Genomic DNA, 11,768 nt, shown 5'->3' with positions numbered 1-11,768 from the left:
ATTTTTGGCTGTATTTGAAAGAGTGCGAATTCAGGTTTAATTACGGCTCCCCAAAAGAGCAGTTATCTATCCTGAAAAAATGGATAAAAAGGCACAACGCGGCATAGTTATCTATGTCAGCCCCAAATTATTTTTGACCGCTCATTCTGTCCCGTTTTGTTTCATTGTGAGACAAAATGTTGTCCCAAAACAGTCTCAAAATGTTTCAATTCGTCCTTGCGAAAAGTTTCACGTGATACGCTTGACGCCAGGAACCAATTGCTATCTATAGAAACGCGGACCAATTGATCGTCTCAGGCCGGGAACCCCGTTCAGGCCGCATCGATGGGGGTCGATGCCGATCGTACGGTCCGTGGCTGTGCTCACCACAAGACGTCCCGTCTCCTGGCGGAGCGGGCGCCTCAGCCTTGTGCAAACAGTACTTCTTGGGAGGAAGAATTACATGAAAGTCAAAGAACTGATGACCCCGGTCGGCGACTACCAGACGCTGGGCACGGACGCCACGCTCGGCGACGTCGCCGCCGTCCTGCGCCCCGGCAGCCACCGGGACATCCTCATCGTCAACGAACAGGGCGCCTTCGTCGGTGTCCTGACCATGTCCGACATCATCACCGCGCTGGAACCCAACTACAAGAAACTGTTCAAGAAAGATCTCGCCACCGACACCCTTTCCAATCGCTATGTCGCCGAACAGTTCAAGGAATTCAACCTCTGGTCCGACACCCTGAACACCATCTGCGCTCGGGGCATCAAGATCAAGGTGACGGACGCCATGCACGTCCCCGAGGAAGGCCATTACATAAATGAAGACAACGACATCGAATACGGCGTGCACATGTACATGATCGGCACGCCCCAGCCGTTGATCGTCCGCAACAACGGCCAGGTCACCGGCGTGCTGCGCATGTCGGACGTCTTCACGGAAATCATCGGCCGCATGCACACCTGCGCCCTGGCCGACTAGGCCTTCGGTCCAACGAGGAGACACACATGGAGACCGCACTCACCGTCAAATCCGCCTTCGATTGGAAACGCCTGGTGTTCATGCTCACGGGCGTCCTGCTTTTCGCCATAGTCTACTTCAGCGCGCCCTGGCCCGACGCCATCGACCCCATGGGCGAACACTTTCCTCTGACCACCCAGGCCAAGGGCGCCATCGCCGTGTTCCTGCTGGCCGGCACCTGGTGGGTCTTCGAAGTGGTGCCCATCGGCATAACCTCGCTGATGATCGGCATCCTCCAGGTCATGTTCCTGATCCGCCCGGCCAAGGTGGCCTTCAAGGACTTCATGGACCCGTCGGTCCTGTTCATCTTCGCCTCCATCATGATCGGCCTGGTCTTCACCAAGACCGGCCTGACCAAGCGGCTGGCCTACAAGATGCTCGACATCGTTGGCGAGCGCACCTCGATGATCTATCTCGGCGTGTTCGTGGTCACCGCCGCCCTGACCCACATCATGGCCCACACCGCCGTGGCCGCGACCATCTACCCGCTGCTGCTGGCCATCTACGCCCTGTACGGCGAGGGCGACCGGCCGACCAAGTTCGGCAAGGGGCTGTTCATCGGCATGGCCTACGTGGCCGGCGCGGGCTCCATCGTCACCCTGCTCGGCGCGGCGCGCGGCGCGGTGGCGCTCGGCTTCTTCAAGGAGATCGTCGGCGTGGAGGTCGGCTTCTTCGAACTGACCTACTACATGGCCCCCATCGGCTGGGGCATGACCTTCCTGCTGTGGGGCTTCTTCATGCTCGTGTGCAAGCCCGAGAAGGACCGCATCCCCGGCCTGCGCGAAAAGGCCCGTGAGCTCAACGCCAAGATGGGCGGGCTGAGCCGCAACGAGATCCTGGCCGCGGTCATCGTAGCCACGGTCATCATCATCATGTCCCTGCGGGCCTTTGTCCCGGCGCTCAAGGCAGTGGACAAGACCGCCATCATCCTCTGTTCCTCGGTCCTCTTCTTCATCTTCAAGATCCTGGACCTCAAGGACCTGGAGGACATTCCCTGGAACATCATCCTGCTCTTCGCCGGCGCCATGTCCATCGGCTTCTGTCTGTGGGAGACCGGCGCGGCCAAATGGATGGCCGTCAACTGGCTGGTCATGTTCCAGAACGCCCACTGGTTCGTCTTCGTCATGTCCATCGCCTTCTTCGTGATGATCATGACCAACTTCATCATGAACGTGGCGGCCATCGCCATATCGCTCCCCGTGGCCCTGGTCATCGCCCCCTACCTGGGCGTGGCCCCCGAAGTCATCCTGTACGCCTCGCTGGTCATGGCGGGCATGCCCTTCCTGCTCCTGGTGGGCGCGGCGCCCAACGCCATCGCCTACGACTCCGGCCAGTTCACCACCGGTGAATTCTTCGGATGGGGCATTCCGGCGTCCCTGCTGCTCATGGTCCTGGTGGGCGCCGCCATCCTGGTCATCTGGCCGCTCATGGGCATGCCCATCACGCTTCCGGCCGGAGGCTAGACTGCCCGGGATGTATTCCGTAGTTACCACAACGGCTGCCGCGCCCGCGCTCGGCAGCCGTTTGTGCAACAACCTTCAAACAGGGTGAGCCACATGGAAAAACTCGAAGAACTGTTCGATCACATAGCGTCCAGGGTGAACGTCAACCTCAAGCCCATGGGCATCGACGTCCGCAACATCCTCCAGAACTCCGTGCCGCGCGAACGCCACCTCCTGTATTACGCGTTCTACGCCCTGACCGAGGACCACCCCATCAGCTTCAAGTTCAAGAACTCCAACCTCGCCGGAACCTATTTTCTCGGCAAGACCCTGGTGGACAGCTCGGTCCTGTACAAATCCAACGTGCGCGGCGACGAGCTCAAGCGCAAGGGCGACGTGGTCGAGTTCAACGGGGTCAAGACCAAGCTCTTCTACGACGAGGTCATCCGGATCATCAATTCCTACCTGGTCAAGACCCTGGTCCACAACAACTCCAAGAACCCGGAGACCCCCGAGGTCTTCCGCATCCTCAACTCGGCGGCCATGCACTACTCCAACATCCACGGGACCACGCTCGAAGGCGTGTACCTCGGGGCCTTCGCCACCGCCGACCTGTCCATCATGCACAACTGCGTCATCGGCGACTACGCCTACGTCCAGGCCGGGGACCTCTCCCGGCTGACCGTGGAGCCCGGCCGCGTGTGGATCAAGTCCGGCGACCTGTTCGAGTTCAACTACATCTACCCCGAGGGCGTCATCGAGCAGTACGTCAAGCTGGACGAGAACGGCCACCTGACCGGCAAGTTCGTGGACTACGTGGACGAGTTCAAGGAAGACTTCGTGCCCATCTACTCCACGGCCCGTCCCGAGACCGAATACGACGTGCCCGAAACCGCCTACGTCTCGCCCTATGCGGTCCTCAAGGGACGGTGCGAGGTGGGCGAGAACGCGCTCATCGTGCAGCGCGCCCACGTGGAGGACTCCTACATCGGCAAGGGTTCCAACGCCCAGGAAAACTGCTACATCAAGAATTCCGTGTACGAGGGCGACGACGTCACCGCCCACGGCGGCAAGGTCATCTGGACCAACGCGGGCAAGAACGTCTTCGTGGGCTTCAACTCCTTCCTGCACGGCACCCAGGCCTGCCCCATCACCATCGGGCGCGACTCCATCGTCATGCCCCACACGATCATCGACCCCGAGGAATGCATCGAAATTCCCGCCAATTCGGCGGTCTGGGGATACGTCACCAAACAGGCCGACCTGAAGACCCAGAGCATAAACCTGGACGAATTGTCCAAAATCACGGACATTGCCCTGGGCAACGCCACCTTCAAGGGCGACGGCAAGGCTTTCGTCGATGCGTTCAGACACCGCATCGATCACATACGTGAAGAAAACGGCGCATACTTCGACGGGTCCGACAAGACCCGCGGACATGCCCAGAAGACTCGGGACGCCGCCTTCAACATCCTCCAGCCCTTCCAATCGGGCCAGGATGCGGGCATGTATCCGACAATGACCATCGGGGACTAGTTCTTGCCTTCGAGACAGATCCCGGCAATCCAACATCAGGAGTAACCGAACATGCCTCAGACTCTGACCCAGGCCTTTAGCAAAAATTTCCTCGGCAACGCGCCCAACTGGTACAAAATGGCCATTGTGATCTTCCTGGTCATCAATCCCATCCTCATGCTCACGGTCGGACCGTTCATCGCGGGCTGGGTCCTCATCGCCGAGTTCATCTTCACCCTGGCCATGGCGCTGAAGTGCTACCCGCTGCCTGCGGGCGGCCTGCTGGCCATCGAGGCCGTGATCATGGGCATGACCTCGCCCAGGACCGTCTACCATGAGGCCCTGACCAACTTCCCGGTCATCCTGCTCCTGATCTTCATGGTCGCGGGCATCTACTTCATGAAGGACTTCCTGCAGTACACCTTCACCCGCATCCTCACCCGGGTGCAGTCCAAGATCGTCATCTCGCTGCTCTTCTGTTTCGCGGGCGCGTTCCTGTCCGCCTTTCTGGACGCCCTGACCGTCACCGCGGTGATCATCGCCGTGGCCTACGGCTTCTACAACGTCTACCACCGCTTCGCCTCGGGCAAGACCCCCAGCTGCTCCCACGACCTGTGCGACGACATCGCCATCAAGGAGCATGAGCGCGCCGACCTCAAGGAATTCCGCGGCTTTCTGCGCAACCTGATGATGCACGGCGCGGTCGGCACCGCCCTGGGCGGCGTGTGCACCCTGGTGGGCGAACCCCAGAACCTGCTCATCGGCGAGGTCATGGGCTGGCACTTCGTGCCCTTCTTCCTCAACATGGCCCACGTCTCCATGCCCGTCCTGTTCGTAGGCCTTCTGACCTGCGTGTTCGTGGAGAAGTTCCACCTCTTCGGCTACGGCGCGAAACTGCCGGGCAACATCCGCTCCCACCTGCTCGAGACCGCCATCGAGATGGAGTCCAAGCGCGGCGCCCAGGGCAAGGCCCAGCTCATCGTCCAGGCCCTGATCGGCGTCTGGCTCATCCTGGCCCTGGCCTTCCACCTGGCCGAGGTCGGCATCATCGGCCTGTCCGTCATCGTCTTCCTGACCGCCTTCAACGGCTTCGTCGACGAACACCAGCTCGGACCGGCCTTCGAGGAGGCCCTGCCCTTCACCGCCCTGCTGGTGGTCTTCTTCTCCATCGTCGGCGTCATCCACGACCAGCACCTGTTCGCCCCGGTCATGCACCTCGTCCTCGGCCTGGAGGGCCAGACCCAGCTCGCCGCCTACTACACGGCCAACGGGCTGCTCTCCATGATCTCGGACAACGTGTTCGTGGCCACGGTGTATATCTCCGAGACCAAGCTGCACTTCGTCCAGCTCCTGGCGACCGTCCCCGGCGTGACCGACGCCGCCTCGCTCATGGACAAGCTGACCGACCCGTTCGTGGCGCGCACGGACGTCATCGCCTCCCTGCCCGCCGGCATCCAGGACCAGGTCGCCAAGATGATGACCCACTTCGACCACCTGGCCGTGGCCATCAACACCGGCACCAACATCCCGTCCGTGGCCACCCCCAACGGACAGGCCGCCTTCCTGTTCCTGCTGACCTCGGCCCTGGCCCCGGTCATCCGCCTGTCCTACGGCCGCATGGTCGTCCTGGCCCTGCCCTACACCGTGACCATGTCCCTCACCGGCCTGGCGGCTACCTACTTCTTCTCCTGGTAGCCTCCGGCGCAACGACAAACACAAAGGGCCCCGCGCAATGCGCGGGGCCCTTTTTCTTGCCGTTTCCGGCCGGATTGCCTTCCCTTCCTGGCGGTTGGCGTCCATCCGCGCGATCCGGCTGCGCGATGCCGCCCCACCTCGCCGACCATTTGCCCGATCCGGGCACATACCGGCAACGGACCGGCCCCCGCGCCATCCAAGGGCGGGACCGATGCGCTATCCGGGCGCGCACGATGCGGGCGGAGGGGCGAGTCCGCAAAAACGGACAAGAAAGGCGCACCCGCGAAATGCGGGTGCGCCGGGATAGTCCGTTTTTCCGGACACGGGAAGCCGTTCGGGCTGTAACGGCCCGGCACGACCTGAATTCTAGGCGTCCAACTCGGGCGAGTTGTCCAGATGCTCCTTGCACAGCCAGACAATGGACTGGCTCTTGGTATCGAAGTGCGGACTGACGCCATGAGTGGCGCCGCATACCGCGCACCTGTACTCGTTCTCGCACTTCGGGTAGCACTCGATGGAATTGAGCATCTGGTTGAAACGGCTGATGATCGGGAACATGGGATGGTCCGCGTGCCGCTTGCGGTCCTTGCTGTTCAATTTGCCGTTGTCGTTCACCTTGACGGTGATCATACGGGAACGGTTGATCAGCCCTTCCTTCTTGTTCATGACCACTTTGGTGGGTTCTTCCCAGCGGCAGATAATCCGCTTCCGTTCCTGGTCAAAACGCATGGACATGGCATCCTCCTTGGCGCGGCCTTCCTTCCCTCTCAGGCCGCGTGGGTTCGGATTCACCCCTCGTTCATCGGTCCGGCGGGGTCGCCCCTGCCGAACCATCTCAGATGACGTAATCAATTGCCTTGCGGCCGGAGGCCACCTTCTTCACGAAGGCGACGCAGGCCTGGTGCTCGGGGTGATTCTGATAGTGGTTCAGGGCATCCACGTCGTCGTGCTCGGAGCACAGAATCACATGGCATTCGGGGTCGGCGGCCACGATGTCCACGCTGACCTCGATATGCCTGAGACCCTCGATACGCCCATCGAGCGCCTCCAGAATCTCCTTCATCTTCGCGCCGTTTTCCTTGGCCGTCTGGCCTTCGGCCTCATCCTTCAACGTCCACATGACGATGTGTCTGACCACTGGAACTCTCCTTGAAATGTAACAATTCAGACAGTATAGACAAAACGGCGTGAGATAGACACTTGTTTACACAAATGAGAATAAACACTGTTTACCATTTTGTCACCCCAATTCTCGGAAATATATCATTCCCTTGACCGATTTTCCGGGAGATGGTGACGCTGCCCGGAGTGCGCCGCCTTGACTTTGAAATGCAAAGGCCCATCCTTTGCATGCGTCTTGGCAACGCCATTTGCCAGACCTCATATGCACGAGAAATGCCAAAAAGAGCCACAATGCGCAAAATACTCTGTTTGACCCTGCTGCTCGCCTGCCTCTGCACCCTGCCCGCGAGGCCGGTGCTCGGCGCGACCGAAAAGCCCAAGAAGAGCGTCCTCTGCCTGAACTCCTACCACGACGGCTATCAGTGGTCCGACGCCATCATGCGCGGCATCCGCTCGGTCCTGGAGAACAGCCACTACAAGATCGACCTCCAGATCGAATACATGGACGCCAAGCGGTACAATTACGAGGACGTGACCCGCATGCTCCTGCGGCTGTACAAGGAGAAGTTCAAGAACGAGAAGTTCGACCTGATCATGACCTCGGACAACGACGCGTACTCCTTCGCCACCCAGTACCGGGACATTCTCTTCCCCGGCGTTCCCCTGGTGTACTGCGGCGTTAACTTCCTGAACACCGACGACACGGACTCGGACAACGCCACGGGCGTCATCGAGAGCTTCGACCTGTCCAAGACCCTGGACGTGGCCCTGCGCCTGCACCCGGACAAGCGGCACATCGCCGTGGTCGGCGACTCCTCCACGGCCGGGGCGGCCATCAAGCGCCAGGTCCAGAGCCAGATGGCGCGCTACAAGGTCCCGCTGGAGGCCGAATACTGGACCGACATGTCGCTCACGAACGTGCTCGACCGGGTGGCCCACCTGCCCGACGACACCTTTCTCTTCTTCATCCCCTACTACCAGGTCATCGACGGCCGTTTCCTGACCGCCGAGGAGGCCATGCAGGCCATCTACGACCGGTCCCCGGTGCCCATCTACACGGCCTGGGAGTTCCTGGCGGGCAACGGCGCGGTGGGCGGCAACATGCTCTCCGGCTACATGCACGGACGGCGGGCCGCCGAGATCGCCATGGAGATCCTGGACGGCAAGAGCGCGGACGACATCCCCGTGTTCCGCGAGACCACCGGGGAATACATCTTCGACTACAAGGTCATGAAGCGGCTCAACCTGAACATGGCCCTGCTGCCCGAGGGGAGCCGGATCATCAACGCGCCCAAGGCGTTCTACGAACTCTCCAAGGAAGTCTTCTGGACGATCATGGTCAGCTTCGTCCTGCTGGTCCTGGTGCTCATCTTCCTGATCCTGACCATGCTCGAACGGCGCAAGGTGGAACGCAAGATCAAGGACCAGCTCGCCTTCCAGGAGACCCTGATGGACACGGTCCCGCAGCTGGTATCCTGGAAAGACGCCGACGGACGCTACCTCGGCACCAACCGTGCCTTCTCGGAGTTCTTCGGCCTGGAACACGGGCCGGGCATCGTCGATCGGACCACCCACGACGTCATCGCGGACCTGGACTACGCCTCCTGGGCCTCGGGCGCGGACCGGGCCGTGATCAACAAGGGCCAGGCCTTCCGCAAGGAACGGCGCAAGCTGGCCGACGCCGAGGGCAACCCGGCCTGGATCGAGGTCACCAAGGTGCCCATCAACGACCGCTCCGGCCAGATCGTGGGTGTGCTCTCCATGGCCGACAACATCACCACCGAGCTGAACCTGGAAAAGCAGCTGCTGCAATCCCAGAAGATGGAGGCCATCGGCACGCTGGCCGGCGGCATCGCACATGATTTCAACAACATCCTGACCAGCATTATCAACTCCACCGAGCTGGCCGTGGGCGACCTGGACCCGGAATCCATGACCACCAGGGACCTGGAGCGGGTGCTCAAGGCCGCCCGGCGCGGCGGCCGGGTGGTCAAGCAGATCCTGGCCTTCAGCCGCCCCTCCACCGAGGGCTTCCGGCCCACGGACGTGGGCGGGGTCATCGCCGAGGCCATCGGGCTGCTCGAATCCTCCATGCCCCGCAAGATCGAGGTCCGCTCGCGCATCGCGGAAAACCTGTCCTGCGTGCATGCGGACCCGACCCAGATCCACCAGGTGGTCATGAACCTGTGCACCAACGCCTTCCACGCCCTGCGCCGCACGGGCGGAACCATCGAGGTCCGCCTGGACCAGGCCGAGGTCTCGGGCGAGGACGCGGAGATCCTCGGGCTGCTCCCGGGCGAATACGTCCGGCTGGCGGTGGAGGACAACGGACCGGGCATCCCCCAGGATATCGTGGACAAAATCTTCGACCCGTTCTTCACCACCAAGGACAAGACCGAGGGCACCGGACTCGGCCTGGCGGTTGTCCACGGCATCGTGCGCAGCCACAAGGGCGGCCTGCGGGTGGACCCGCGCGAGGGCGGCGGCACGACCTTCTCCATCTATCTGCCCAAGGGCGACGAGGACCTGTGCGGGGACGTGGCGCTCTCCGGGGTGTCGCACACCCTGGGCGCGCGCATCCTCTTCGTGGAGGACGACGCCGATCAGCTCCAGACCACGCCGCGCCTGCTCGAAACCATGGGCTACGTGGTGGAGGGCCAGGAAAGCCCGCTGTCGGCCCTGCGCCGGGTCAACGACATGCCCGGCGAATTCGATCTGGTCATCACCGACTACGACATGCCCGGCATGAGCGGAACCCAGCTGGCCCGGCGGCTGGCGGTCATCGACCGGGAGCTGCCCGTGATCCTCATTTCCGGCCGCGAGGACGCGGTCTCTGCAGCCGCGGACTTGCCGAACATCCGTCTCGTGGTTATCAAGCCCTATGACAAGCAGGATTTGTCCCGAGCCATCGGCTCGGTACTGAGCGACGACAAGCAAGGGGAATGAAGTGGCCGAGATACTGATCATAGACGACGACCTCGATGTCTGCGAGACCATGGAGAGCCTGATCACCAGGCTGACCCATGAGTGCGTTTCCGCCCATACCCTGGATGCCGGGCTGAGGTTGATGCACAAGAAGGCCTTCGACGTGATCTTTCTGGACGTCCGCCTGCCCGACGGCAACGGCCTGGACATCCTGCCCGACATCATGGCCATGCCCGACCCGCCCGAGGTCATCATCCTGACCGGCAAGGGCGACCCGGACGGCGCGGAGCTCGCCATCCGCGGCGGGGTCTGGGACTACCTGCTCAAACCGTCCAGCATCCGCGAGATCTCCCTGACCCTGGGCCGGGCGCTCAAGTACCACGAGGAAAAGCGCGGCCGGGACGGCGACCGGGGCCTGGAGCTGAACGGCGTGGTCGGCGACAGCCCGATCATCAAGGTCAGCTTCAACCTCCTGTCCCAGGCGGCCCGGTCCGAGACCAACGTACTCATCACCGGCGAGACCGGCACGGGCAAGGAGCTGTTCGCCTCCACCATCCACGCCAATTCCAAGCGCAAGTCCGGCAACTTCGTGGTCGTGGACTGCGCCGGGCTGACCGAATCCCTGCTCGAATCCACCCTGTACGGCCACCGCAAGGGCGCCTTCACCGGGGCCCAGAGCGACCGCATCGGGCTGGTCAAGCTGGCCGACGGCGGCACCCTGTTCCTGGACGAAGTGGGCGAAATGCCGCTGTCCATGCAGAAGGCCTTCCTGCGCGTCCTGCAGGAGCGGACCTTCCGCCCGGTGGGCGACACCCGCGAGCAGACCAGCGACTTCCGCCTGGTGGCCGCCACCAACCGGGACCTGGACGAGATGGTCGAAAAGGGAACATTCCGTTCCGATCTGCTGTATCGTCTCAAGACAATGCACATCCACATGCCGCCCCTCAGAGAGCGCCCCGAAGACATCAAGGCCCTGTGCACCTACCGGGTCACCCAGCTCTGCCGCCAGTACGGCATGCCGCCCAAATCCTTCGGCTCGGACTTCAACCCGGCCCTGGAGAGCTACGACTGGCCCGGCAACGTGCGCGAGCTGTTCAACATCCTTGAGCGGGCCGTGGTCACCTCGGGCAACGAGAAGACCCTCTACGCCATGCACCTGCCGCGCGAACTGCGCATCCAGATCGCCAAGTCGCAGATAGAGCGCATGACCAACGCGGCCCCGGACGAGGCCCCCCCCGCGCCCTACCCGGAGCCTGTCCGAAAAATCGGACAGGATATCTTCGAGGATATCTTCGAGCAGGAGCTGCCCACCCTGCGGGACTTCAAGAGCACCGCCGAGAAGGTCTACCTGGGCGAGCTCATCCGCCAGTGCGACGGCGACCTGCCCCGTATCCTCGACGTCTCCAAACTTTCGCGTTCCCACTTCTACGGCCTGCTCAAGAAGTACGGCCTGGCCCTCTAGGAGCACTCATGGCCGATTTCGACTCCTACTGCGCCTTCTGCGCCGCCCGCGACAAGGACGACGTGGACCGCGTCTACCACGACACCCGGTACGGATTCCCCATTGCCGACGACACCGAACTCTTCGCCCTGCTCGTCATGGAGATCAACCAGGCGGGCCTGAGCTGGCGGACCATCCTCAACAAGGAACAAAATTTCCGCAGGGCGTACAACGGGTTCGACATTCCCACCATAGCTGCGTATGGTGACTCGGACAGGGCCCGGCTCCTGGCCGACGCGGGCATCATCCGGAACCGCCTCAAGGTCAATGCGGCCATCCACAACGCGAACGCCGTCCTCGCCCTGCAACGGGAGCACGGATCGTTCAAGAACTGGCTGGACGCCCACCATCCCCTGGCCAAAGAGGACTGGGTCAAGCTCTTCAAGAAGCACTTCAAATTCGTGGGAGGCGAAATCGTGGGCGAATTCCTCATGAGTTCCGGATATCTGAAGGGGGCGCACGTGGATTCCTGCCCGATCCACAAAAAGATACTGGCAGCCGGCCCGGCCTGGGCCGAAGGAACCGCGCGGTGACCCCGAAATAGCCCCGTATTTCGTTGTTTTCC

The 11,768-nt window shown here is 62.1% G+C and carries 9 protein-coding genes and 1 pseudogene; 8 read left to right on the top strand and 2 right to left on the bottom strand.

The genetic code is table 11. The features are described from left to right. The 5 genes and pseudogenes from AB6M95_RS11205 to nhaB all read left to right on the top strand — a co-directional run. Window positions 1-107: pseudogene (locus AB6M95_RS11205) on the top strand (IS1595 family transposase); the annotation flags it as partial. A gap of 335 nt (window positions 108-442) precedes the next feature. Then, complete coding sequence (locus AB6M95_RS11200) at window positions 443-964, top strand: CBS domain-containing protein (protein ID WP_371386838.1); 522 nt, start codon at window positions 443-445, stop codon at window positions 962-964. A gap of 26 nt (window positions 965-990) precedes the next feature. After that, entirely contained in the window at window positions 991-2,466 is a 1,476-nt protein-coding gene (locus AB6M95_RS11195; RefSeq protein WP_371386837.1) for an SLC13 family permease, read from the top strand. 93 nt (window positions 2,467-2,559) lie between these two features. Beyond that, the gene (locus AB6M95_RS11190) at window positions 2,560-3,981 is read left to right on the top strand and encodes a transferase (RefSeq protein ID WP_371386836.1); all 1,422 of its coding nucleotides are present in this window, start codon (window positions 2,560-2,562) and stop codon (window positions 3,979-3,981) included. Window positions 3,982-4,032: 51 nt separating this feature from the next. After that, window positions 4,033-5,655, top strand: coding sequence for a sodium/proton antiporter NhaB (gene nhaB, locus AB6M95_RS11185; protein WP_371386835.1), 1,623 nt, complete (start codon window positions 4,033-4,035; stop codon window positions 5,653-5,655). A gap of 366 nt (window positions 5,656-6,021) precedes the next feature. On the opposite strand, the gene AB6M95_RS11180 is transcribed toward nhaB, so the two are convergent. Both AB6M95_RS11180 and AB6M95_RS11175 read right to left on the bottom strand, forming a co-directional pair. Then, window positions 6,022-6,390, bottom strand: coding sequence for a hypothetical protein (locus AB6M95_RS11180; protein ID WP_371386834.1), 369 nt, complete (start codon window positions 6,388-6,390; stop codon window positions 6,022-6,024). Between the two features lie 100 nt (window positions 6,391-6,490). Continuing rightward, complete coding sequence (locus AB6M95_RS11175; RefSeq protein ID WP_371386833.1) at window positions 6,491-6,793, bottom strand: Dabb family protein; 303 nt, start codon at window positions 6,791-6,793, stop codon at window positions 6,491-6,493. Window positions 6,794-7,068: 275 nt separating this feature from the next. On the opposite strand from AB6M95_RS11175, the gene AB6M95_RS11170 reads away from it, so the two are divergent. The 3 genes from AB6M95_RS11170 to AB6M95_RS11160 are packed head-to-tail and all read left to right on the top strand — an operon-like array spanning window position 7,069 to window position 11,736. Then, entirely contained in the window at window positions 7,069-9,723 is a 2,655-nt protein-coding gene (locus tag AB6M95_RS11170; protein ID WP_371386832.1) for a hybrid sensor histidine kinase/response regulator, read from the top strand. Window position 9,724: 1 nt separating this feature from the next. Next, on the top strand, window positions 9,725-11,164 hold the full coding sequence (locus tag AB6M95_RS11165; RefSeq protein ID WP_371386831.1) for a sigma-54-dependent transcriptional regulator: 1,440 nt from the start codon (window positions 9,725-9,727) through the stop codon (window positions 11,162-11,164). Between the two features lie 8 nt (window positions 11,165-11,172). Further along, on the top strand, window positions 11,173-11,736 hold the full coding sequence (locus AB6M95_RS11160; RefSeq protein ID WP_371386830.1) for a DNA-3-methyladenine glycosylase I: 564 nt from the start codon (window positions 11,173-11,175) through the stop codon (window positions 11,734-11,736). Window positions 11,737-11,768: the final 32 nt, after the last annotated feature.

This window comes from Pseudodesulfovibrio karagichevae (assembly GCF_041414475.1).
Classification (GTDB): domain Bacteria; phylum Desulfobacterota; class Desulfovibrionia; order Desulfovibrionales; family Desulfovibrionaceae; genus Pseudodesulfovibrio; species Pseudodesulfovibrio karagichevae.
This window is presented reverse-complemented; position numbering and strand designations above follow the sequence as displayed.